Here is a 25,520-nt window from a genome sequence, read left to right on the forward strand (position 1 = left end):
TCAATTAAACTAGCATTTATGTCTTTCTCTAATGAAATTGTTGCAATGATCCTGGGCGGAGGCGCCGGTACAAGATTAGCGCCGCTTACAAGCAACCGGTCCAAACCCGCAGTGCCCATTGCCGGGAAATACCGGTTAGTAGATATTCCCATCTCTAACTGTATAAATTCGGACATCCATCGCATGTTTGTGCTCACCCAATTCAATTCGGCCTCTTTAAACCGGCATATAAAGAATACCTATAACTTCAGCATTTTCAGTAATGCCTTTGTGGATATCCTTGCCGCAGAGCAAACACCGGATAACCCCACCTGGTTCCAGGGCACAGCAGACGCGGTTCGCCAAAGCCTGCGGCACCTGGCGGGCTTTCCCAGCGAATATGTGCTCATATTGTCCGGCGATCAGCTTTACCAGATGGACTTTAACAAAATGCTGCTGAACCATAAAGAAGCAGGCGCGGAGATTTCTATTGCTACGATTCCTGTTGGCGACCGGGAGGCACCGGAGTTCGGGATCCTGAAAACGGATGAGCATAACATGATCACCTCATTTATTGAAAAACCTTCCAGGGATGTGCTGGGAGACTGGGTAAGCGATACAGGGCCTGCCATGCAGCAGAAGAACCGCAATTACCTGGCATCGATGGGCATTTATATTTTTAACCGGGAATTGCTGAAGAAACAGCTTCTGGAAACCTATCCGGATGCCACGGATTTCGGAAAGGAGATCATCCCGGCTTCTATCAGTAATCATAAGGTAGCCAGTTTTCAATACGAAGGATACTGGACAGATATCGGGAATATTTATTCTTTCTTTGAGGCCAACCTGGAGCTGACCTCAGATATCCCGGAGTTCAATTTGTTTGACAATACCAGAGCTGTTTATACCCGGCCGCGGATGCTGCCTCCTGCAAAGATCAGCGGCACTACACTGGAAAAAACGGTGATTTCTGACGGCTGTATTATTAATGCTTCCCGGATCGAGCACAGCGTTATTGGCATCCGTTCCCGTATTGGCTACGGCTCTACTGTGGTAAGCTGTTACATAATGGGCAGTGACTATTACGAGACCATTGAAGATATAAACCGCGATCAGAATAAAGGGGTTCCTCCCATAGGTATTGGAAAACGCTGCTACCTGCGCAATTGCATTATTGACAAGAACTGCCGGATAGGAGATGATGTACGGCTGAACGGGGGAAACCATCTTGAGAATGCGGATCATGAACTGTATACAATAAAGGATGGGATCATTGTGGTAAAGAAAGGTGCCGTGATCCCTAACGGGTTTGTAGTATAACGGGCTTCCCCGGAACTGTAAACTGGTTTTGTGACCAGTTTTTTTCAAAATAAATTTTAATGTGTATTAAATACATATTAAATTTGCCTTTTTAAACTTGCCAGACATGTCAGTAACAGTAAACGATGCCAAGCCAAAACTATCCCTTTCAGCAATCATTAATATGAGCGTCGGGTTCTTTGGGATCCAGTTTGGATGGGATCTGCAGCGTGCCAATATGGGGCGCATCTATGAAAACCTGGGCGCTCATCCGGACCAGGTGCCCCTGCTGTTCCTTGCCGCCCCGCTTACCGGTTTGCTGGTACAGCCGGTGATCGGTTACCTGAGCGATAAGACCTGGCATCCACGCTGGGGCAGGCGCCGGCCTTATTTTATGCTGGGCGCGTTGATCAGTTCCATTGCACTGATCGCAATGCCCCACAGCAGTGCCTTATGGATGGCTGCGGGCCTGCTGTGGGTGCTGGATGTATTTGGCAATGTATCTATGGAGCCGTTCCGGGCTTTTGTAACCGATAAGCTGCCAGACAGCCAGGTGAACCGTGGTTTTATTATGCAGAGCTTTATGATCGGCCTGGGAGGCAGCATTGCATCGGCATTGCCCTGGCTGATGAACAATGTGTTTCATATTGAGAACACAGCCGTAAAGGGCGCCATACCGGAGAATGTGCAATGGTCTTTTTACATCGGGGCTTTTTTTTTCCTGGGCTCTGTGCTGTACACCGTAGTCACTTCAAAAGAATATCCCCCGCAGGACCTGGGCTACAGGGAAAAAGTAAAGGAATCGCACAAAGGCTTTGGAGGGGGCTTTAAAGAAATTATGCATGCTCTGGGAAATATGCCTCCAAAAATGAAGATCGTTTCCCTGGTGCAGTTTTTTACCTGGCCGGGTTTATTTTTGATGTGGTTCTATTATACAACGGCTGTAGCGGTAAATGTTTTTGGCGGAAAAGATGCCAGCGATCCTGTATACGCAGCCGGCGCGGATTTCGGCAGTCTTACGCTTTCCTATTACAGTGTGGTTACGTTTTTGTTTGCCCTGGCGCTGCCATCCATAGCTGATAAGCTGGGAAGGAAGACGACACATGCGCTTTGTCTGCTGGCGGGAGCCCTGGGTTTAATAAGTGTAGCCTGGGTAAGGGATAAGCACCTGTTGTATGTGTGTATGACCGGCGTTGGCATTGCATGGGCAAGTATTTTAAGTATGCCCTATGCCATGCTGAGTGGTGTATTGCCAAAGGATAAAGTGGGCATTTATATGGGCATTTTTAATTTTTTCATCGTGCTGCCTGAGATCATTGCCTCGCTTGGGTTTGGCTGGCTGATGCGGAATATGCTGCACAACGACCGGTTGCTGGCTGTTCAGGCGGGCGGCGGTCTGATGATCCTGGCCGCAGTCATTTGCTGGGTCTTTGTGCGGGAGAAAGCAGCCGGGAACGCTGTTGCAGGAAGTGAATAATTCTTTTAGCTATCGCCGGCTGTTTTCACCGGTAATGGAAGCGTATAATAAAAGCTGTTGGTGAGCATACCGGCAGCGGCCAAAGATTTAAACAATGAAAAAAATTATTTTCAGCTGGCTTTTGCTGATTGTGATCGCCGGCAGCGCGCAGCATCTGGACGTATACCCCACGCATTGGTGGGTGCAGATGAAATGGAATAAAGTGCAATTACTGGTGCATGAAGCCGACCCGAAATATATTCTTGCTGTGGAAAAACTGACGGCACGCTGCTCCTCACCGGATATAAAGATAAAAGACATTCATAAAGTAGAGAACCGGCGCTACCTGCTTTTTGACATTGAGATAGCCCCGAATGCAAAGCCGCAGGTGGCTACCATCAGCTTTGGAGGTATTGTTCCCAAAGAGCAGCGATCCTTCCGGTTTGAATTGAAGGCCCGCAGACCGGGCAACGGAACTGCTTTTGCCAACGGAGCCACGGCTGCTGATCTGATCTACCTGATCATGCCGGATCGTTTCAGCAATGGAGACCCCACCAATGACCGGGTTGCAGGAATGCGCGACCAGTCCCTGAACCGGGATTCTGTTTTTGAACGGCATGGCGGCGATCTGAAAGGGATACAAAACCACCTGGACTATTTAAAAGACCTGGGCGTTACCGCCGTATGGCTGAACCCGGTTATTGAGAATGATATGCCTGACCGTACCGAACATGGCTATGCTTTTACCGATCATTATAAAATAGATCCGCGTATCGGAGGGGCAACCGCTTATAAGGATCTGATCAATGCATTGCATGCAAAGGGAATGAAAATGATCCAGGACGCGGTCTATAATCATACCGGGCTGGAGCATATTCTGTTCAGGGATCAGCCGGACAGTACCTGGTTTCATCGCTGGCCCGCATTTACACAAACCAATTACAAAGACCAGGCAGTATTTGATCCGTATGGTTCAAAGATTGATAAAAAGATCATGCAGGATGGCTGGTTTGTAACCACGATGCCGGATTGGAACCAGCAGAATCCTTTTGTTCAGAATTTTTTGATCCAGCATGCGCTCTGGTGCGTGGAAGAATTTGGCATTGACGGATGGCGGATTGATACCTACGCCTATAACGACCTCGGTTTTATGAACCGCTGCAACCATGCGTTGTATGATGAATATCCAAAGATCAGCATCTTTGGGGAAACCTGGGTGCATGGCGTGCCCAATCAGTCCTATTTCTGCCAGAACAACTATTCCATTCCTTTTAAAAGCAACCTGCAGGCCACAACGGATTTTCAAACCTTGTTTTATGGGATCATTCCGGCCGTTTCAGAGCCCTTTGGCTGGACAGAAGGCGTTAATAAACTCTATACCACGCTGGCACAGGATTTTGTTTATAAAGACCCCACCCGCGAAGTTATTTTTTTAGATAACCATGATCTGCCCAGGTTTTATTCAGTAGTGAATGAAGATACGGCCAAATATAAGCTGGCATTTGCCTGGTTGTTAACTGGCAGAGGCATTCCGCAAATGTATTATGGCAGTGAAGTGTTAATGGCGGGCACCACCTGGCCCAATGATGGTCATGTGCGCAAGGACTTCCCCGGTGGCTGGGAAGGCGATAAAGAAAATAAATTCCTGGCTGCAGGCCGCACAGAAAAGGAAAATGCTGTATTCAATTATATAAGAACCCTGGCTAATTTCAGGAAAAGATCGTCTGCCCTTACAAAAGGAAGGCTGATGCAGTTTGCGCCTTATGACGGGGTATATGTCTATTTCCGGTATGATGATCAGCAAACCATTATGTGCGCCATGAATACGAATAAAAAGCCGTTTACCATTGCGCTAGACCGGTTCCGGGAACGATTGCAAAAATTTTCTTCAGGTACAGACGTTGTCAGTGGGAGCGGCATTCCGTTAAAAGATTCATTAACCTTGAACCCCATGTCCAACCAGATATTGGAGTTAAAATGAATCATGGATCTGCGCTGCATACGGAATGAGTCCCGGTTGTCTTCAGGCAACTGAAATCTGAATTCTCATATCCTTAAAGAAATGTTCTCCATATTAACGGGCTTAAAAACTTTTCCCCGTTCTTACCCCAGGACTTACTGAGATCCCGCAAGGATTTATAAATTTCTTCTGTGGTCTTCTTTTTGCCTTTTACCGGTGGCTGTATGTCTTTTGGCGCATCCAGCTTTACATAGGTAGCTACCCAGCTGGTGAACAGCCTGGGCACGGTTACTCCAAGGATCATACCCGGTAACCCGTTCAACCCCATCGGCCCGCCGGGAACGGGTATTTCCTCCGTATAATAGGCAAATACATAAACGCTGTCGAACAGGATGGTGCTGGCCCTGCGGCAGTTAAAACCGGCAATAATGCGCTGGTCCGATGGATACAGCTTCCATTTTATTTTTTTCAGATCACCGGATACCAGATAGTTGTCGTCAATCGTAACCACATCGGTATACTTTTTTGCAGCATAATCATTAAACCACACCTTGTCGTCCTCTCTTCCTCCAAAAAACATAAAGCCGCGCCGGGTGTCCGTAGTGCGGGAATATTTGTAAACAGATTGTGTTTTATTAAAGTTGAGTAAGTAATAGCTTGTGGAAAACTGAGGTATCTGGTCTTTTACGCCCTGCAGCCATTCATACCCTTCAATGATCTTGTGCTGGTTGGTACGTGCTTCATATTCAATAACACCGGTTGTAATAAATTGCTGGGCATTCAGCTTGATAAAGAAAAGCACCGGTACAATAAAAATCAGTTTTTTCATTTTTGATCCTGTTAATTGAATTATTTAGTGGCAGCGGGTCCGCCTCCCGTTTTATTAATGTTCCAGATAAAGGACAGCATCCAGAACCTTCTTAAAGTGGTCCTGTATGTTTCGGAGAAAACAAAGCTATTGCTGGTAAAGCTGTATCCTTTGTTCTGATCCAGTATGTCATAAACGGAAAATTTTGCCTCATACTTGTTTTTGTTAAACTTCTTGCTCAGATATGCGTTCCATTTTGTATAGCTGGCGTTGCCGGCAAACTGCTGATATTTTTGCTGGTAATTGCCAAATGCATCGGTTGACAGCTCAAAGTTTTTCGGCAGCTGCAGGTTGGCAGAGGCATACAGGGTAGCGGACCAGTATTTGAAATTGGCGCTGCTGTTAATGGTGGCATCTGCCTTGTTATAAAAAACCGAAGGACGTACGTAGATATCAAATTTATCCGGTTTGCTTTTATTAAATCCCAGCCCCAGACCATAACGGCTGGTGGTGGTAATATTTTTAGCAACATCTGAAAAACTAACGCCTGCAAAATCCACATTCCTGCTCCAGCCATATTGCGGGCTGAAGTCCAGCCGTATATCGGGTTTTTTGATCTTGAACCCATAGCCCATATACGCATTAAAGGTGGCATTGCCATTGGTATTTACCGTTTGATAATAGCGGATAGAATCCTGCAGCCAGCTTCTTTGAACAAAGGCATTGGAGGTAGTGTTAAATAGGATGTTTGCATAAATATTGCGTTGCTTCAGCATCTGAAAGGAATTGTAGAACAACTGGAACCTGTTGTTGAAAGAAGGTTTGAGATCCGGATTGCCTATATACAGGTTCAAGGGATCACTGTAATCAAGAATGGGCTGTAGTTGCGACAGGGAGGGCGCACTGGTTGAACCATAATAGTAGAAGTTGATCGATTCACTTGGTTTGAACTTATACCGGAAATTTGCCTGCGGAAAATAATTGGTAAAATTATACCGTACAGCAGTGCTCATTGTTTCATTGATCTGCTCATAGTTGGTAAAGCCCACGCGTGTACCAAAAGAAAAGTCATACTTTTTGGAATTGCGCCTGAAATTGATACCGGGCGTGTTGCTGATGTTGTTGAATTGATAATCATTGCTCAGTGAATCAATGATGCTGTTATAAGCACCTGTGACCCCTTTACCGTAAACCGTGCGGTTATTGCGGTTGCGGTTGATGCCAAATGCATAATTCAGTTCCATATAGAAATCCTTGGCCAGGGGCTCTGTATAGGAGATCTTTGCAGAAAAATTGGTTGTTTGATTGTCTGATAAGGTGTTCTGATCAATGGTTTTATTGCTGGCTGCCTCATTGTTCCTGTAATAGTCTACACTTGAGAAATTAATGCTGTTATTATCTGTGCCAAAATAGTTAAAACCGGCATTAACGGATAGGGTACGGTATTGTTTTTTGAACTTGTGCATCCAGAGCAGATTGCTGTTAACGCTGTTGCTTACTATATTGCTGCTGCCATGCCGGTTTTGCTTATTAAGGGTTGTATCATTATTTGTGGTCAGTGTTTCATAATCATTTACAAAGCTGGAGTTGGTCTCATTCCGGTTGCCAGTGGCAGTAAGCTTCAGCGTGTTCATGGAGTCCAGCTTTACCTCGTAGGTTGCATTTAAACTTTGTTTAATGTTGGTATTGTAAGAGGTGGTGGTACTATTGGTATTGTAGGAGGTATCCGGGTAAAAATATCTTGAGTTCTGCCGCTGAAAAGCCGGTGCATTAATTTTTGTAATCTTATAGCCGCCGTTAACACTGTGCATATCCTTGTTGAACTTATTGCTGTAATGCAGGCCGGCATTCCAGTTGGTTGGGATACCGGTGGCAGAGTTCCAGTCCATGTTGGTGGAATAGAAATAATCACCATTATCACTGGCCTGTATGTTTGCACCTCCGTATTTCTGGGCATCATCCCAGTTAAGGTTCAGTGTTCCGGTATTGCTCATAATTCCATAGGCGGCTAATTTCCTTTTACCTTTAAAGGCGTTCAGCATAATGGCATTGTTAAATTTATCCTGGTCGCCTTCGGCATTTCCCTTTAGCCCGCCGCCGGCCTCAATTTTGCCAAAATACCCTTTCTTTTTATCTTCTTTCAGTTTCAGGTTAATGGTCTTGTCCCGTACCCCGTCATCGATCCCGGTAAAAGTAGCCTGGTCGCTTTTCTTATCATAGACCTCAACGTTTTTTACAATATCTGCCCGCAGGTTCTTTGTGGCAATGCCAGGATCACTTCCAAAAAATTCTTCTCCGTCTACCAGTACATTTTTTACGGTTTCTCCCATCGCTGTTATTTTGCCGTTCCTGTCAACGGTGATGCCCGGTAATTTTCTCAGCAGTTCTTCAACGTTTGCTCCCTCTTTTACTTTAAAGCTGTCTGCTGCAAAAATGGTTGTATCTCCTTTTACCCGTATGGCTGCATCCGTTTTAACGATCACCTCCTTCATCATCTGTATTTTGGAAAAAAGGTTAAGTGTTCCTATATCCGATGGCTGGGAACCGCTCACAGTGGCTGTTTCGAAAATGTCAGCAAAATAGGGGTGTGAGATCATTACCAGATAACTGCCGGTATCAAGGTCCGGTATGGTAAATGTTCCGTCTTTTCCTGTACGGGTAAAGCTGATCAGCGTAGAATCTTTTGGGCTTAACACAGCCACCAGGGCGTTAGTAAGGTCCTTGTGTTCTGCAGTATCAGTCAGCTGCCCTTTTACAGACCCGTTTACCTGCGCCCGGCTGATGCCGGCAAGGCTGATAAACAGGAGCAATGCGACGTATGTTTTTAATCTCATGGTATGTTTTGATAGTCTGTTCTTTATATTAATCGTATTAAATGCGGGAATGTTACATTACTTTAATATCGTAAATATACGTAATTGTAGTAATAAAACTATTTTATTAGTTATTTTTACATAAACATCCTCCAGATCAGCGGATTCACGTATTTGGACCCGTCTTTTCCCCAGGATTTACTCAGTTCCAGGAGGGAAGTGGTCAGGGCTTCTTTTGTTTTCTTTTTTCCTGAAGTGGGAGGGGCTATCTTCTCTTTCGGCGGAATATTCAGTTCTACACGGGTTGCAATCCAGCTTTGATACAGCCGTGGAATGGTAACGCCCAGGATCATTCCCGGTAAGCCATGTAAACCCATCGGCCCGCCGGGAGTCAGTATCTCATCGGTATAGTAAACAAATACATAAACGCTGTCAAACAGAATGGCTGAGGCTTTCCTGCAACTGAACCCTGCAATGGTCCGCATATCCGTAGGGTATATTTTCCACCGGATATCCTGTAATTGCCCGCTGATGAGGTAAATATTATCTACCGAAACGGAATTGGTGAACTGGTTGGCCTGGTAATTATTATACCATACGTAATCCTCCATCTTCCCAAACATGCTGAGGTTGGCCTTTGTATCTGCTGCCCTGGAGAACTTACAGATGGATTGATCATTGCTGAAGATATAATTATAATAGTTTACGGAAAACTCGGGGATCTTATCTTTAATAAGATCCTTCCATTCGCCATCCGGCATGCTTTTGATGTTGTTGGTTTTTACTTCATACTCAATAAGCCCGGAATGGAGGTATTGCTGCGCAAACCCGGAACTACCGGCGAGGAATAAGAGCACACAGCATATGATTTTATAATGGTTTGTCATAACGGTTTAATTTGATGAAGGAGCTTTGGTATTGTTATTGGTGAAATTCCAGAGGAAGGACAATAGCGCATACCGCCGCAGGAGCAGGCTGCTTTGTTCATAGAGCATGGAACCGCTGATATTACGGGTATACCGCTGATTCTGATTGAGGATATCGTTTACAGAAGCCTTTACCTCAAATTTGTTTTTTGCTATTTTTTTGCTGAGGGTTGCATTCCACACGGTATAATTGTAGCTTCCTTTAAAACGGGCATCTTTTTTCTGGAGGTTAACGTCCACATCAGACCGGATCTCAAAACGCAGCGGCAACTGGAACCATACATACCCGGTGATACCATAATTAAAATAGCTGACATTGGATGCCGTATTGATGCTGGCGTGCGAATTGGTATAAACGATCTTTGGCCCTATACCCAGGTCGTACACGGAATCTTTATTCTTTGACAGATAGGTGTTGAATGAAATATTGGTATACTCCGAGGTATTCTGGTTTACAATGCCATTCCTTTCGATCAGATCCACGCCTTTGTTATAATTCAGCTGGGGGTTGAAGTTCAGGCGCATATGTGCCTTTTTAAAACCGATACCGCCCCACATACCCCCGTAAACAGAGGTAACCCCGTTTGTATTTACGGTCTGGTATACCCTTATGGAATCTCTGTAGCTGCTTAAGGTAGAAAAAGCATTCTGGGTGAGGTTCCAGCTGATATATCCTCCAATATAACGGTCTTTAAGCATGTTATAAGAATTGAAGTTGAGGCTGAGGTTATGTGTGAACGATGGCTTCAGCAGGGGATTCCCAGTTTTGATATTCAGCGGATCTGTATTTACCAGGATGGGTTGCAGATCATCAATATTGGGTGCGCTGGTGCGCCCGTTATAATAAATGCTCAGGCTTTCAGAAGGTTTGAACTTATACTGGAAATTGGCTCTCGGAAAGTAATTGGTGAAATTATATTTCCTTACAACCCCCAGTGTTGTATTGTTCTGGCGGTAATTATAAAAGCCAACGGCGCCTCCTACCGTAAAGTTGTATTTCTTTTTAGTAATCTTAAAGTTGGCCCCCGGCGAGTGCCCCAGGTAATCAAAATTATAATGATTGCTGAGGGAATCAATCAGGGTATTGTACTGGTCATCAGCTCCCTTATCAAATACATCTCTTACTACCGCGCTTTTATACACCAGCGCGCTGTAGCTCAGCTCAAGATAGCTGTCCTTAAAAAGCGGTTCGGTATAGGTGGCTTTGGCTGTATAATTCTGGGAATTGTTCCTGGAGCTGTTCCGCTGGTCAATACGGCTGTTTCCGGTAGAGTCTCCGTTATTATAAAAGACCAGGTTGGAGTTGAGTTGCCCCTTGCTGTTGCCATCTACAAGGTTTACATCAATATTAAAAGAAAAAGTGCGATTGGCTTTTTTAAATTTATGCATCCACAGCGCTGTGGTATTCAGGGTGTACTTATCCGATTCATTTTGGGAAGCACGGTAGTTCTTATTGATGAACCCGTTTTCAGGTGTCAGCGATTCACTGTAAAAATTCGTATAATTCTTAGAGGAATTGGAGTAGGCTTTGGCCGTTATCTTAATGGTATTTGCAGAATCGATCTTTGATTCAAATGTGCCGTTGATATTATTCTTTACAGTAGTGCCATAGCTGTTGCTCCGGTTGTTGGTGCTCCATACGGAATCTGCAAGATAAGTTCTGGAATTGCTCTCATAGCTGTCCGGCGCATTAATTTTAACGCCCTTATAGCTGGTGTTGAGGCTGTTTTTATCCTGGTTGAACTTGTTGCTGTAGTTCAGGCCCCAGTTCCAGTTGGTAGGAATGCCGCCGCTGTAATTGTAATTATCGCCTCCGGAGAAAATGGCTATGCCGCCACCATCCATCAACTCCACGTTAGAGCCACCGCCGTATTTTGTTTCATCGTCCCAGTTCAGGTTCAGGTTGCCGGTGTTGCTCATAATGCCATAGGCAGAAAGCTTCCGTTTATTTTTAAAGGAGTTGGCCATTAGCGAATTATTGAACCGCCCGTCTGTGCCGCCTCCGGCCTCTGCTTTGCCGAAGTACCCTTTTTTGGCATTGTCTTTTAGTTTAAGATTGATGGTCTTTTCTTTGCTGCCGTCATCAATTCCTGTAAAAGTAGCCTGGTCGCTCTTTTTGTCGTATACCTGCACCTCCTGTATATTTTTTGCATCGAGATTTTTTGTGGCAATGCCAGGGTCGCTGCCAAAAAACTCTTCTCCGTCTACCAGCACATTTTTTACAGTTTCTCCCATGGCCGTGATCTTTCCGTCTTTATCTACCTGTATACCGGGCAGTTTTTTAAGCAGCTCTTCTACGTTTGCCCCGTCTCTCACCTTAAAGCTGTCTGCCGTATAAATGGTCGTATCTCCTTTCACCCTTATGGGGGCGCCGCTTTTAACCACCACTTCCTCCAGCATTTTTAACTTTGAAAGCATATTCAATATGCCCAGGTCAAGGGTTTGAGAAGGCGCAAGCGTAATGCTGTCAAAAATATCCGCAAAGTAGGGATGGGTGATCATGATCACATAATGCCCGGTATCTGCATTGGAAATAGTAAAGTTCCCTTTTTCATCTGCCCGGCCGTATCTGACCAGAACAGAATCTTTTGCATTCAGCAGAGAGATAACGGCATGCTGCAGGTTTCTATGTTCAGCAGAATCGACCAGTTGTCCTTTTACAATTGCATTCTGGGAATGCACAGTTAAGTGGAACACTGCAAGCAGTAGTATAATGGCTGATCTTTTTAATCTCATCGGTTTAACGGTTTGGTTATTTTTCCCTTTGGCAAATACTTTAGTTGACGCAAAAGTGGTTGTTTTCCATAAAACTTAGCGCAATTCATTGAATAAAATACGTTAAAGTATATAAAAAATGGGGTAAACAGCGGGTTTTAGGGGGTGAATTCAGGGTGGATGCTCAGTCCTGAATATTCGATACTGATGCCTGATGCTTAATACAGGTACCCGGCATCCAATATCCGGCATCTGGCAACATGGCATTAAAAAATATCGTACATTGCTGAATAAGTGACTATATGCCCATTGATATCAAAAAACTCCAGGAGCAGTTTGAAGCGGAAAATTTTATTGACACCTCCAAACCGGTTTGGAATTATTCTTTACTGAGGCAGGAGGATATCGTAAATTTTCAAAGAGGGACCCATTATTCCCTGTTTGAGAAGTTCGGATCACATTCCATCTGTGTCAACAACCAGTGGGGCATGTATTTTTGTGTATGGGCCCCTAACGCCCGTTTTGTATTCGTTACCGGCAATTTTAATGATTGGAACAAGGTAACACACCCGTTAACAGCCCGGTGGGATCAGAGCGGTATATGGGAGGGGTTTATACCGGGGTTTCAACTGGGCGAAGTCTACAAATATCATATAGTTGGTGCTAACAATACTGCGGTTGATAAAGGAGACCCGTTTGCGAACTACTGGGAGCTGCGGCCAATGACCGCTTCTATTACCTGGGATCTGTATTATGAATGGCAGGATGCGCAGTGGATGGATGACCTGAGAAAGCAACACAATGCCCTGGAAGCGCCCTGGAGCGTTTATGAAGTGCACCTGGCAAGCTGGCAGCGGCCCGATCCTTCTGATGAGCATTCCTATAATTCCTACGATCAGCTTGCAGAACGGCTGGTGCCTTATGTAAAGGAAATGGGTTTTACACATGTGGAGCTGATGCCGGTTACAGAGCACCCCTTTGACGGGAGCTGGGGGTACCAGACAACCGGTTATTTTGCACCTACATCACGTTTTGGAGACCCGCAGGGGTTTATGCGGCTTGTTGATGCGTTCCATAATGCAGGCATTGGTGTAATATTAGACTGGGTGCCTTCTCATTTTCCCTATGACGCGCATGGCTTATTCCTGTTTGACGGGGAGCATACTTATGAATATGCAGATATGCGGAAAGGTTACCATCCGGACTGGAACTCCTATGTGTTCAATTATAAAAGGGGAGAGGTAAAGTCCTTTCTCATCAGCAGCGCCCGCTTCTGGCTGGAGGTATTTCATATTGACGGATTAAGGGTGGATGCAGTAAGCTCAATGCTGAAACTGAATTACTCAAGAACAGAAGGCCAATGGGAACCCAACGAATTCGGGGGGGATGGGAATATTGAAGCCATAAAGTTTATAAAAGATCTGAATGAGACCGTTTACAGGGATTTTCCGGATGTGCAGACCATTGCAGAGGAGGCGACCGACTGGCCGGGGGTTTCACGCCCTACATTTGAGGGCGGGCTTGGATTTGGTATGAAATGGATGATGGGCTGGATGCATGATACACTGGATTATTTTAAACTGGATTCCCTGCACCGGAAACATCATCAGAATGATTTTACATTCAGCATGATGTATTACTATGATGAAAATTTTATGCTGCCTATCAGTCACGACGAAGTGGTGCACGGGAAGAGCCCGCTGATCTATAAAATGCCCGGTGACCTCTGGCAGAAATTTGCAAACCTGCGCCTGTTCTTTACGTATATGTGGACGCATCCCGGTGCCAAGCTATTATTTATGGGCTCGGAGTTTGGCCAGACCTCGGAGTGGAATTATAAATCGGAGCTGGACTGGTCCTTGTTGCAGCACAAAAGCCACAAAGGAGCACAGCAATGTTTACGCGCTCTGAATAAGATTCTGGTGGATGAACCGGCTATGTATAGCAACCAGTTTAACACAAACGGGTTTGAATGGGTTGATCTGAACCACCGTGAAGAAAGCGTGATCGTTTATAAAAGAAAAGGAATAAAGCCTGAAGAGGATCTGCTGATCCTTTTAAATATGACCCCGGAAGTGCGTTATGACTGGGTGGTGGAAACCTCCGGGAAAGAATACACGCAGGAACTGTTTAATTCTGATGACCGGGCATATGACGGAACCGGCGATGTGTTTAATAAAGAGTTGCGCACCGAGCTGACAGATGACACAGAAAAGCGATACAGGATCACCCTCAACCTGCCGCCGCTTGCAGGGCTTATTCTGAAATGAGCAGTGATTGCGCATCTGGGATCAGTTGCCGGAATAATTGGAAAGATGCTGTACCTGCCGGATCCATTTTATTTTCCGAGGTAGCGTATCCATATCGCAGATCAGCTGCTTTTTATCGATGGTATTAATAACTGCCGGATCCTTAACATCCTTCAGCACCTGCCCTAACTGATCCAAAGCGATCCATCCCATTGCATTTAAACAATGAATGGTAATAGCATATTTTTTCCTGTTTGGCTGAAGATAGGGAAGCGCATTTAATTTCCGGTTCACATCTGCTATCTCATTAAGAAAATGCTTTTTGATCTTCCGGTAGTCCATAAACCGGTCTGGAATAGTGTATACTCCTGCCTTACTGTCCTTATATACATCAAAGGCATCGTTGGTCAGCTGAAGCAGCCCGGCCACGGGGTAAAGCATTTCCAGCACCTGCGCATGAGGATACTGATCCAGCACCGTGTGATAAAGGAGAATGGAATGGTAGCTTTTCTGATAAGTTATTTCATAAAGCGTTTTCTCCGCAATAAACGGATCGCGCTGTTTTAATGATTCTTTTTGCCATTTGTATACCTGCAGCAACCGTTCCCGGAAACGCTCTCTGTCAGGCACGCTTGCCAGCAATTTTAGATAAATGGCACAAAGCAGTTCCTCTTCAAAATTAACCGGCTGTAATTTTTCAGGATTATTGCTGAATACTTCAATGCGGGCAGGTGTCATTGTATTGTCGTCAAAAAGGTCGTCATACAAAGGGCCGAAAATGCTTAATAAGAGAATGCGCTCCTGTTCACCAGCCGATAGCACGGAGCCGGTAAGGGTGTAAAAATTATTGCATACAATGTTCAGCCCCAGCTGCCAGTATTTTATAATACGGGGAAAATGCTTTGGAGCCAGCGTGGAAGATAAGCCTTTTTGCAATTGATCAATAACAGCAGGCAGTTGATGTTGGATATACCGGTTCTGTTTTTTTAGCCGTGTAAATAATGTATACAATTGCTCAAGGGTATTGAGCAGGCTGATATGATAGCTGTGGTTGGACATATTTAAGAGGCCTTAAAACTAAGCCCTTTTTGTTATTTATTGCAGAAACCGGTGGCATTATTGTTAGCAGGCATAATACCCTTTCGAAATTTGATCGGGGAAAGTATAATGATAAGATAAAACCAGGTACAGGAAGCGCCGGATATATATAACACCCGGCTTTTTAGTAACATGATCAGGATTTATTTTCCACAGTTTAATAAGGATATTTTCATATTAAGGATGTTACTTACATGAATTCCCGTATTTTGCAGCTCCAAAAAAAAGTTGTAGTATGGCATTTGAGCACTTTACCGTTCCTTATGAAATTGATCATAATTATTCAAAAAGAGTGGCTTATTTTTCAATGGAGTTTGCGATTCATCAGGCTTTGAAGATCTATAGCGGGGGGCTGGGCTTTTTATCCGGGTCCCATTTTCGCAGCGCCTATGAGCTGAAACAAAATATGATCGGCATTGGCATCCTTTGGAAATACGGCTACTATGATCAGGAGCGCAATCAGGATCAGACCCTGGATGTGGCCTGGAATGAAAAGTTGTACAGTTTTCTGGAAGATACCGGCATCAAATTCCAGATACTGGTGCATGATGCCCCGGTTTGGGTAAAGGCTTTTTACCTGAATCCGGAAACATTTAAAACAGCGCCTTTATTTTTACTGAGCACTGATCTCCCGGAAAATGATTACGTGTCTCAAACCATCTGCCATAAACTGTATGATGCCAATGTAGCTACAAAAGTGGCACAGTTTATTTTGCTGGGCGTTGGGGGCGCAAAGCTGATCGATCTTCTGGGCTTCACCCCGGAGATTTATCATCTGAATGAAGCGCATGGCCTGCCTGCCGCCTTTTACCTGTATCAAAAATACAATCGCGATCTTAGCGACGTAAAGAAGCGGCTGGTATTTACCACGCATACACCGGAAGAAGCCGGTAATGAAAAGCACGATATTTACCTCTGCCATAAAATGAGCTATTTCTGTGGGTTAAGCGTTGATGAGGTAAAGGCTTTAACACATGAGCCGGGCGACCAGTTCAACCATTCCCTGGTAGCTCTGCGTTTTGCGCATATTGCAAACGGGGTTTCCAGACTGCACGGAGAAGTATCGCGTGAAATGTGGAATAAATATGAGGGTATCTGCCCCATTATTCATATAACCAATGCCCAGAACTGGATGTACTGGGCAGACAAGCAGATGTACAAGTTTAAAGATGTAGGCGACCATTACGGGTTGGATGACCGGAAACGATTTCTGAAAAAAAGGGCCTTTGAGATAGTGGCAGATCAAACCGGGAAACTGTTTAGCCCGGATGTATTAACTATAGTGTGGGCAAGAAGATTTGCCGGTTATAAAAGACCGGGCCTGATTGCTGCAGACCGGGAACGGTTTCACGCATTGCTGACCAATGAACAATATCCTGTACAGATTATTTGGGCAGGCAAACCTTACCCGATGGACTTTCCGGCGATAGGTGAATTTAATGAGCTGGTGCACCTGAGCAAAGCGTATAAAAATGTATCGGTGCTGATTGGTTATGAGCTGGGATTGTCAAAACGCCTGAAGCAGGCAGCCGATGTATGGCTGAACAATCCCCGTGTTCCCCGTGAGGCTTCGGGCACCAGTGGCATGACGGCGGCAATGAACGGCGCTGTGAATTTTTCTACAGACGACGGATGGATCCCGGAGTTCATCAACCACGGGCACAATGGCTTTGTGATCCCGAAAGGAGATTATGCCCATATGAATGTGCATGAGCAGGATGAATATGATCTCGGTAAATTATACGAGATTCTTACCACCCAGATCCTGCCATTGTATTATAACGATTACAGTACCTGGCGCCAGATCATGAAGAATGGGATGCAGGACGTACGCTTCCAGTTTGAAAGCAACCGGATGGCGCATGAGTATTATGCACTGATGTACAATGCCCCGGCATAAGAAAGAAGCCTCCAAAAGGTTTTATAACACAAAGCTGTGCAGCCAAAAGCGCACAGCTTTTTTATGCATGTCAGCAGTGGCTGGCTGGTAAAAATTTGCCTGGCTGCCGCAGCAGCAACAGCGCTATGTTATCGCTTACAGACATTCACAGGATATGCTTTTGGGTGACCGTTCTTTAATCTGTGCGCATACAATACATTTATGCATCCATAAATGCTTCCATTATTTCCCCGACCGGTTTGCTTTTGCTGAAAAAGCCTGCCAGTTTTTCAATGACCTGCTCCACCAGGGCATCGGGGCAGGAGGCCCCGCTGGTCATCAGCACTTTTACAGGCGAATGGCGGGGTAAGAATGCAGTGGTAAGCAGTTCCTGCCGGGTATGCACATTATAATGCAGGATGTTCTGGCTATCCAGAATCTTTTCCGCATTGCAGATAAAATAAGTGGGTGACCTTTCTTCGCAAAGCTCCACCAGGTGCGAAGTGTTGGATGAGTTATAGCCTCCAACCACAATAGCAAAATCCGCGGGTGTCTGCAGCATCTCCATAACCGAGGTCTGGTTATCGTTGGTTGCATAGCAAAGCGTATCTCTTGTGTCTGCAAACCGTTCGGCAAGACGTTCCCTGGTAAGCGCGTATTTTTCAATCATCACCTGTTTCAGATAATCCGCTATTGCCTGTGTGTCGCTGGCAAGCATGGTGGTCTGGTTCACCACGCCGATCCGGTCCAGGTCTTTTTCAATATCAAACCCATCGCTGTATTGTCCTTTAAACTCGGTATAAAAACCGGCAGCAGGCTTTTCTCCTGTTATATATTTGGCCAGCTCTATTGTTTGCTCCATATCCTTTACAACAACAGCAGGTGCATTGGAGGCAGCATGGGAAAAAGTTGCTCTGGTCTCTTCATGGATCGGCTTTCCATGAATAATGATGGTATAGTCTTTTTTTGCAATGACCTCACTTCGGTTCCATACCTTTTCAACAAAGGGGCAGGTAGTATTGTACTTTTCTGTGTGAATACCGATGTTGTTAAGCTTTTTTTCAATTTCAAGGGTGGTGCCAAAGGCCGGTATTAATACAATATCCTCTTTTGTCAGATCCTCAAAAGCAATGATCTGCTTTCCATGCGTATCCTGGAGGAATTGTACCCCCCTGCTTAGCAGGTCCTCATTTACCTGGGGGTTGTGGATCATTTCGCTTAACAAATAGATCCTTTTGCCCGGGTTATCCTCTATGGTTTTAAAAGCGATCTCAATAGCGTTCTCTACCCCGTAGCAAAAGCCAAAATGCCTTGCCAGGTAAATCTGAACGGGGCCAAAATCAAGAAGGGTGGGCGAGAAGTCTTTTTTTAATTTATCCTTGCTCTTCCGGTACCTTTTAATATTGGATATTAACGGGCTTCTGTAAAAAACGGGCACATCAAACTGCTTCATGCTGCAAAATTAATCTTTATATTTTTAAGCAAGGGTTTAAAACCTTCGCGCATGGCCTGTCCGGAGAAATTGCAGAAAGGAGCAATTCATCATACATCTACACCAACCGGATCCTTTTACTGCAATTGAAAAATAACTATCTTCAGTAAAAGAATTGCCATGAGAATCCTATATTTATTGGCCGGTTTCATTTTTATTTCAGCTTCCTGTAAATTGATGCCCAGGCAGGAGGAACAAAAAAGAGCCAGCGAAAAAATGATCATTATGGATAAAGAATCTGCAGATTGGATACATACGACCAGTATTTATGAGGTAAACCTTCGGCAGTACACGCCGGAAGGCACTTTTAATGCCTTTGCAGCGGCATTGCCCCGGTTAAAAGATATGGGAGTGCAAACGCTCTGGTTCATGCCGGTTACCCCTATTGCAAAAGAAAAAAGAAAGGGCTCCCTGGGCAGCTATTATGCCTGCTCCGATTATACGGCTGTTAATCCTGAATTTGGTACGCTGCAGGATTTTAAGCAGCTGGTAAAACAGGCCCATGAAATGGGCTTTAAAGTGATCATTGACTGGGTAGCTAATCATACAGGCTGGGATCATGTCTGGACAAAACAGCACCCTGACTATTATTTGCACAACAGTGATGGCAGCTTTCATGCTGCAAGCGGCATGGATGATATTATTGAGCTGGATTATAAAAACCCGGCTCTGAGGAAAGCAATGATTGAAGCTATGAAGTTTTGGGTGCAGCAGGCGGATATTGACGGTTTTCGCTGCGACCTTGCGTCCTGGGTAGAGCTCAGCTTCTGGCAGGAAGCCCGGCCGCAGCTGGATGCCCTTAAACCCTTGTTCTGGCTGGGTGAATTTGACGAGCTGGAAAATCCTGGTTATGGCAAAGTGTTCCAGGCCAGCTATTCCTGGAAATGGATGCATAAAACAGAAGACTTTTTCAAACAAAAGCAACCGCTTTCAGAATTGTATGACCTGCTGCTGCAATACAATGCCATTGGCGATTCCAGCATGCGTGCATGGTTTACCAGCAATCATGATGAGAACAGCTGGAACGGTACAGAATATGAAAAATACGGGCCGCTTGCCCAGCCATTGGCTGTGTTCAGCTGCACCTGGAACGGGGTTCCGCTTATTTACAGCGGGCAGGAGCTTCCTTTAAAGGACAAACGCCTGCAATTTTTTGATAAGGACCCGATTCCCTGGCCTTCAAAAAATATAGGCGAGGAGAGCGGGCTGGAACTACACGGTTTTTATAAAGTGTTGCTGCACCTGCATTCCGGTAATCCTGCGTTGCGCGGCGGCGACCCGGCAGTAGTAACTTATAGATTAACAACTACAGCAGATGATAAAATCTTTGCTTACCTGCGGAAAAAGGACCATTATGAAGTGCTGGTGATCCTGAACTTTTCAAACACCGGCCCGTTGAAGTTTGAGATCACAGATGCGCACCTGTCCGGCAGGTTTGTCAATGCGTTTTCCGGCTTAGCCGGTGATTTTGCTGCGGGAAAAAGTATGGAGATCCCATCGCATGGCTACGGGGTTTATGTAAAGGAATAAAGGGGCTGCTTTACAATCAGTTCTAGTTCTTCAGCCTTAAAACAGGAACGGTGGTATTCCAGGCAATCTTCTTTCCCACGCTTTTATGGAACAGTCCTGAAAAAAAGCCCCTTTCATGATGGGTAAATACCAGTAATGAAATATTGTTTTGAGCCACAAACGTTTCCAGTCCCGCGGCTACATTTTCCGCTTTTATAAAATGGAATGTAGGGCTCAGGGGTTGCAGCAGCGCTTTTATAGCGCTGACCCTTTCCTCACTGGCAGGGTTGTTCACCTCTTTATTTACCGTAACAACCTGCAGACTGTCAGCTCCCGTGGTTTTCATAAAAGCCTGCAGCTGATGAAGAGTCTCCTCTTTTAATAATTCCAGGTCAGATGCAAGGGCAATTTTGCCGAGACCGGTAACCGTTGCTTTATCAGGAATGATGAGCAGGGGTTTATCAATACCTTCAATGGCCTTTATTGCATTGCTGCCAATGAGCATTTTATCAATACCGGATCTTCCTTTGATCCCCATTACAACCAGGTCAACCGATTCCTGCTCTGAAATTTCATTGGCTATATCACCTAAAAAACCTTCTTTAACAATCGTTGTAATTTCAACAGAAGGGTCCGGCGCGCCCAGCTGCTCTTTTGCTTTTACAATCTGCTCCTGGTTTCCTTTTTCAATCAGCGCGGTTTCTTCCATTACCAGTGAATAATCGGTTATGCTGGGTGTTCCATCCGGGGCAATGCCGCCTGCGTCCGGTGGCATCAGCACAGGTGGCTCAAAAGTATTTAAAAGGATCAATGCGGCACCCTGCTCTATTTTTGCAAGGTTCAGGGCGTAGGCCGCTGCATGCTGTGCATTGTCAGAGAAATCAGTCAGCACAAGGATTTTTTTCATTTGCTTATTTTTTGTATTTACTAATCAGGAGGCGGGGGAGGTATCATGCATAAACCTGTTTATTACTGCGGATCGTATTCGCCCCGGAAAATCTTATGATTCATTGCTCCATCCTGCTGTTGTTTGCCATATTGAAAATAAGTAAATATTCCCGAAAAAGAAAAACCCGCTATTGCGGGTTCTTCTTTAAACTTATTCACTGTTTAATAACTTGAATCTGTATCGTCGTTGCCCTCGTCTCCATCCAGGTTGATCTGGTAGGAGTACTGGCCGCTATAGCCGGGATAGATACCATCCAGCTGTATGGTGCTGCTCCTGCTGGCTGACAATACTTTTGCAAGATCGTCAACGCTTTTGACGGGCTGCCCGTTCACAGCAGTAATGATAAATCCTTTATCAATACGGTTCCGGCTTAATAATCCGTTTGGCCGGATACTTTTAATTTCAACCCCTCCGGGAATTCTTAACTGGGCGGCTCTTTTTGAATCAACGGTTGCCAGATCCACGCCTAACTGATCGCTCAGTACACTTCCTGAATTGATTTTTACATCATTGGGTTTCTCCGTTAATGTAACGTCTGTTGTATATTCTTTACCCCCTCTTAAGTAGCTTAATTTTATTTTGTCGCCGGGCTGGGCGCTGAATATAGTGCCCCCCATCTGGTTTACGGAAATAATATCAATGCCGTTTACTTTTGTAATAACATCCCCGGCTTTAATACCTGCCTTTGCAGCGCCCCCGTTGCTTGAAACGCCCAATACGTAAACACCTGCGCCGCTTTGCAACCCTTTGCCTCTTAAGTTTTGGTCGTTCTGAGGATCGGAAGGGGCATAGCTGATACCAATATAGCCGCGTTTTACATCCCCATATTTGATAATATCGTTTACTACTTTTTTTACAATATTCACAGGAATGGCAAAGGAATAGCCGGCGTATGTTCCGGTGGGCGCCAGAATAGCGGAATTAATTCCCAGGAGCTGCCCGTTGGTATTGATCAGCGGGCCACCACTGTTCCCCGGGTTTACCGCGGCATCTGTTTGAATAAAAGACTCTACAGGGGTAAGGCTTTGCTGGCTGTTAATACCAATATTCCTTCCTTTTGCGCTAATGATCCCTGCAGTAACAGTGGCTTCCAGGTTAAAGGGATAACCAACGGCCAGCACCCATTGTCCTATTTTTGCATCGTCTGAATTGCCGTAGATCATATAGGGCAGGTTATTGGCCTCCACCTTTAATACGGCAAGATCAGTGCTCGCATCGCGGCCTACCACTTTTGCATTGTACACTTTACGGCCTTCGTTTAACGTTACTTTTATTTCCGGTGCCACACCGTTGCTGCCATCGGAAATAACGTGATTGTTGGTTACAATATAACCGTCCTGGCTAATAATGACACCACTGCCGGAAGCTTTTTGCTCCGGTTGTATCTGCGGGCCAAAGCCGAACATGTCTCCAAAAAAATCATCGAAAGGGTCACCGCTTCTGCCCCTGTTGGGCAGGTTATTGGTTATTTTTTTGGCAGGGATTTTTGTTTTTATATGCACCACAGCCGGAATGGCCGATTCAGAAGCCTTTGTAAAATCCGTTGGCTCAGCGGCATTACCATTATTATCAAAAAAGCTGGCATAGTTTGCAGGCAGCTTTCCATCGGTTGGCGCACCTATCGCAGTGCTGCCGTTACGCACAAATTTTCCATAGAGAAAGATTCCTGCAAAAGCAGATAGTATGCTCACTACAATCACTAAGAGAAGTTGTTTCCATTTCATTGTTCAGTATATTTTATGTTCATTTTTTCAAAAATTATGCCTTGCGCTCACAAAGTAACAAAGTATCTATTGTATTCGGAAGTTCTGTCAGTCAGTTTAACAAAGTTTTACTAAAGTTTTCGTACTTTGGCAAGCCGGTCATTATTAAGCGTTTATTATTGTTGCAGGGAGAGTAAAAATTTCAGGGTATCCTCACCATCTGCATACTGATCTATAGCCGGACTCTGGGCTGTGCCAAAAGGCATATAACCTGATCCTACAATGCACTGTACCGAAGGATTGTTTACCAGTTCCCCTACAAGATTCGACCTGTTTTCATAATACCCGTAATTAAGCTGGCTGACCGGTGAGAACAGGGAAGGGTCTTCTACCAGCAGGATCGCCGCAGTGCTCATATAGTACCGTTTGTTAAGTATGTACAGGGCCAGGTTATAGTCATAATTGTTTTTGTATTTATGCACGTCCGACAAATAGTCATATTTTTTAAAAACAGCAAGCAGGTGTTCAAAATCATATTGTTCCGGTACAAAAATTTTGGTAACGTTCCTGCATCCCATTCCAAAATACAGATGTACATCATCTGCCAGCGCATTTAATTCCTCATCGGTTTCCTTGCCGGTTAAAACTGCTGCCGATGTACGGTTACGCCGGATCAGGCTGGGATATTTTGAAAAGTAATATTCAAAGTACCCCGCTGTATTGTCGCTGCCTGTTGCTATATAGGCATCGCATCCTTTTAACAGGGGTGCAAAGGAAATGAGCTGTTCTGTTTCGGGCGCCCATTCAATCATTTTTTTTACAAGATGGGCGATCAGTATTTCATCTTTTGAAGATGCCTTTATAAGGCTTTTATTGCCACTGATAAAAATGCACAACAGGTCATGGAACCCCACCAAAGGAATATTACCTGCCATCACAAGCCCTACAAGCCTGGGGTTGTTCTGCTGCTCACCAAGCGCAGGATAGGAACGTACCCATTTTTTTAAAACAGGCTCCTGCAAAAAGCGGGTGGCTATATTTGTAACCGCCCGGTCAATGAATTCCGGAAGAAACCAGCCGTTCTTTTTAAAGGCCTGTTCTTTTGCCGCCGTCCATGCTGCATCATTCGTTTGCATATAACTGCCCAATTTCACCAATAATGCAATACGTTGTGATAATGTCATTAGCAATGATTAATTTTGCACAAAATAAAAGATTAGAGAGAACTTTCAAGTAAATAATAATTTTTTCAGATATGGCTATAAAAATAACAGAAGAGTGTATCAACTGCGGCGCCTGTGAACCTGAATGTCCCAACAATGCAATTTATGAAGGCGGTGTGGAATGGACAATCTCTGATGGTAACTCGGTAACCGGCGAATATAAGCTTTTTAATGGTAGCATAGTAGATGCTCATTATAAAAACCCCCCTATCAGCGATGATACTTATTATATAGTTCCTGATAAATGCACAGAATGCCAGGGGTTTCATGAAGAGCCCCAATGCGCATCTGTTTGCCCGGTTGACTGCTGTGTGCCGGATGAAATGTACCAGGAAACAGTGGAGGAATTACTGGCAAAGAAAGAACGGTTACACCTTTAATGATCAGCAGATGTTAAATACAGGCTTTCTGCCATTGGCAGTGAAGCCTTTTTTTTACCACAAATAAACAGATATGAAGAAGAATATTGCATTGGTAACCGGCGGTTTTTCCGGAGAATCCGTTATTTCCTACAAAAGCGCAGCAACGATTGATAAAAACCTCAGCAGGGAGCAGTATAATGTTTATATTATTGACGTAAATAAGGACGGCTGGTTTTATACCAACAATGCAGGGAAGAAGATACCCGTGGATAAAAATGATTTCAGTATTATTAAAGATGGAAAAAAAATAACCTTTGATGCGGCGTTGATCGGCATGCATGGTACACCGGGCGAGGATGGAAAATTACAGGGATATTTTGATATGCTGGGGATCCCTTATACCGGCTGTGATGCCACTACTTCTGCAATCACGTTCAACAAACGGTATGCCGTTGCCGTGGCAAAGATGGCAGGCATCGGGGTGGCGGCGTCCATGCATTTACAGGCACATACACCGGTAGCACCGGCTGAGATCCTGGAACAACTAAGGCTTCCCCTGTTTGTAAAGCCCAATAACGGCGGCTCCAGCATTGGTATGAGCAAGGTATTGAAGGCAGAGGAGCTGCAGCCCGCTATTGAAAAAGCATTTAAAGAAGACAGCCAGGTACTAGTGGAAGAGATGATCACCGGCCGTGAATTTACGGTTGGGGTATACAAATCTAAAGGCCAGATCATTGTGCTGCCGTTTACCGAAGTAAAGGCGCATGATGACAAGGTGTTTTTTGATTTTGAAGCAAAATATGAAGGGAAATCCTCAGAAATAACGCCGGCAGTAGTAGACGAAGCTATTGCAGAAAAGGTGCGTGCTGCTGCAAAAAAAGTATATGAGGTGTTCAATTGCAGGGGCGTCATAAGGATTGATTTTATTTATAACGAGGCAGAAGGCCGCCCTTTTATGCTTGAAGTCAATACCATACCCGGTCAGAGCGCCGCAAGCATTGTACCTCAGCAGGTAGCCGCCGCCGGGGGCCATCTTACAGATTTTTATTCCCTGCTGATAGAAGAATGTTTTTCTTAAATACTATATTTACCAAATATAA

At 44.9% G+C, this 25,520-nt stretch carries 18 protein-coding genes; 8 read left to right on the plus strand and 10 right to left on the minus strand.

Annotation, left to right across the window (positions count from 1 at the left end; genetic code table 11):
* Positions 1-18: 18 nt before the first annotated feature.
* From A8C56_RS04590 to A8C56_RS04600, 3 genes are all read left to right on the plus strand, one after another.
* Positions 19-1,299, plus strand: coding sequence for a glucose-1-phosphate adenylyltransferase (locus tag A8C56_RS04590; RefSeq protein ID WP_067752651.1), 1,281 nt, complete (start codon positions 19-21; stop codon positions 1,297-1,299).
* Positions 1,300-1,405: 106 nt separating this feature from the next.
* Entirely contained in the window at positions 1,406-2,755 is a 1,350-nt protein-coding gene (locus A8C56_RS04595) for an MFS transporter (RefSeq protein ID WP_067752654.1), read from the plus strand.
* A gap of 94 nt (positions 2,756-2,849) precedes the next feature.
* A complete protein-coding gene (locus tag A8C56_RS04600) occupies positions 2,850-4,715 on the plus strand; it encodes a glycoside hydrolase family 13 protein (RefSeq protein WP_067752657.1) in 1,866 nt (621 codons plus the stop codon).
* Between the two features lie 73 nt (positions 4,716-4,788).
* On the opposite strand, the gene A8C56_RS04605 is transcribed toward A8C56_RS04600, so the two are convergent.
* The 4 genes from A8C56_RS04605 to A8C56_RS04620 all read right to left on the minus strand — a co-directional run bounded on the left by A8C56_RS04605 (position 4,789) and on the right by A8C56_RS04620 (position 11,977).
* A complete protein-coding gene (locus A8C56_RS04605) occupies positions 4,789-5,523 on the minus strand; it encodes a GLPGLI family protein (protein WP_067752660.1) in 735 nt (244 codons plus the stop codon).
* Positions 5,524-5,543: 20 nt separating this feature from the next.
* On the minus strand, positions 5,544-8,336 hold the full coding sequence (locus tag A8C56_RS04610) for an outer membrane beta-barrel family protein (protein ID WP_067752662.1): 2,793 nt from the start codon (positions 8,334-8,336) through the stop codon (positions 5,544-5,546).
* 116 nt (positions 8,337-8,452) lie between these two features.
* Positions 8,453-9,172: a GLPGLI family protein gene (locus A8C56_RS04615; RefSeq protein WP_245645761.1), complete on the minus strand. Its 720-nt coding sequence runs from the start codon at positions 9,170-9,172 to the stop codon at positions 8,453-8,455.
* A gap of 36 nt (positions 9,173-9,208) precedes the next feature.
* Positions 9,209-11,977, minus strand: coding sequence for an outer membrane beta-barrel family protein (locus A8C56_RS04620; RefSeq protein WP_067752668.1), 2,769 nt, complete (start codon positions 11,975-11,977; stop codon positions 9,209-9,211).
* 281 nt (positions 11,978-12,258) lie between these two features.
* Here A8C56_RS04620 and glgB point away from each other — a divergent pair, with 281 nt between their 5' ends.
* Positions 12,259-14,226: a 1,4-alpha-glucan branching protein GlgB gene (gene glgB, locus A8C56_RS04625; RefSeq protein WP_067752671.1), complete on the plus strand. Its 1,968-nt coding sequence runs from the start codon at positions 12,259-12,261 to the stop codon at positions 14,224-14,226.
* A gap of 21 nt (positions 14,227-14,247) precedes the next feature.
* On the opposite strand, the gene A8C56_RS04630 is transcribed toward glgB, so the two are convergent.
* Positions 14,248-15,264 (minus strand): class 1 isoprenoid biosynthesis enzyme, encoded by a 1,017-nt coding sequence (locus tag A8C56_RS04630; RefSeq protein WP_067752674.1) that lies wholly within the window; start codon positions 15,262-15,264, stop codon positions 14,248-14,250.
* Between the two features lie 274 nt (positions 15,265-15,538).
* Here A8C56_RS04630 and glgP point away from each other — a divergent pair, with 274 nt between their 5' ends.
* Positions 15,539-17,203, plus strand: coding sequence for an alpha-glucan family phosphorylase (gene glgP, locus A8C56_RS04635; protein WP_067752677.1), 1,665 nt, complete (start codon positions 15,539-15,541; stop codon positions 17,201-17,203).
* A gap of 199 nt (positions 17,204-17,402) precedes the next feature.
* On the opposite strand, the gene A8C56_RS04640 is transcribed toward glgP, so the two are convergent.
* The gene (locus A8C56_RS04640; protein WP_067752686.1) at positions 17,403-18,635 is read right to left on the minus strand and encodes a 4-hydroxy-3-methylbut-2-enyl diphosphate reductase; all 1,233 of its coding nucleotides are present in this window, start codon (positions 18,633-18,635) and stop codon (positions 17,403-17,405) included.
* A 159-nt stretch (positions 18,636-18,794) separates the two neighbouring features.
* On the opposite strand from A8C56_RS04640, the gene A8C56_RS04645 reads away from it, so the two are divergent.
* Positions 18,795-20,204 (plus strand): alpha-amylase family glycosyl hydrolase, encoded by a 1,410-nt coding sequence (locus A8C56_RS04645; RefSeq protein ID WP_084490014.1) that lies wholly within the window; start codon positions 18,795-18,797, stop codon positions 20,202-20,204.
* Between the two features lie 22 nt (positions 20,205-20,226).
* Here A8C56_RS04645 and A8C56_RS04650 read toward each other — a convergent pair whose 3' ends face one another.
* The 4 genes from A8C56_RS04650 to A8C56_RS04660 all read right to left on the minus strand — a co-directional run bounded on the left by A8C56_RS04650 (position 20,227) and on the right by A8C56_RS04660 (position 24,019).
* Positions 20,227-21,090, minus strand: a complete 864-nt coding sequence (locus tag A8C56_RS04650) for a universal stress protein (RefSeq protein ID WP_067752688.1) — start codon at positions 21,088-21,090, stop codon at positions 20,227-20,229.
* A 62-nt stretch (positions 21,091-21,152) separates the two neighbouring features.
* Entirely contained in the window at positions 21,153-21,290 is a 138-nt protein-coding gene (locus A8C56_RS24335; protein WP_157097872.1) for a hypothetical protein, read from the minus strand.
* Positions 21,291-21,293: 3 nt separating this feature from the next.
* Entirely contained in the window at positions 21,294-22,856 is a 1,563-nt protein-coding gene (locus A8C56_RS04655) for a trypsin-like peptidase domain-containing protein (protein WP_067752691.1), read from the minus strand.
* A 155-nt stretch (positions 22,857-23,011) separates the two neighbouring features.
* A complete protein-coding gene (locus A8C56_RS04660; RefSeq protein WP_067752694.1) occupies positions 23,012-24,019 on the minus strand; it encodes an acyl-CoA reductase in 1,008 nt (335 codons plus the stop codon).
* Between the two features lie 71 nt (positions 24,020-24,090).
* Between A8C56_RS04660 and A8C56_RS04665 the strand changes: the two genes are divergently transcribed.
* Together A8C56_RS04665 and A8C56_RS04670 are read left to right on the plus strand one after the other, a co-directional pair.
* Positions 24,091-24,438, plus strand: coding sequence for a 4Fe-4S dicluster domain-containing protein (locus A8C56_RS04665; protein WP_067752696.1), 348 nt, complete (start codon positions 24,091-24,093; stop codon positions 24,436-24,438).
* A gap of 73 nt (positions 24,439-24,511) precedes the next feature.
* Entirely contained in the window at positions 24,512-25,498 is a 987-nt protein-coding gene (locus A8C56_RS04670) for a D-alanine--D-alanine ligase (RefSeq protein WP_067752699.1), read from the plus strand.
* The last annotated feature ends 22 nt before the right edge of the window (positions 25,499-25,520 follow it).

This window comes from Niabella ginsenosidivorans (assembly GCF_001654455.1).
Taxonomy (GTDB): Bacteria; Bacteroidota; Bacteroidia; order Chitinophagales; family Chitinophagaceae; genus Niabella; species Niabella ginsenosidivorans.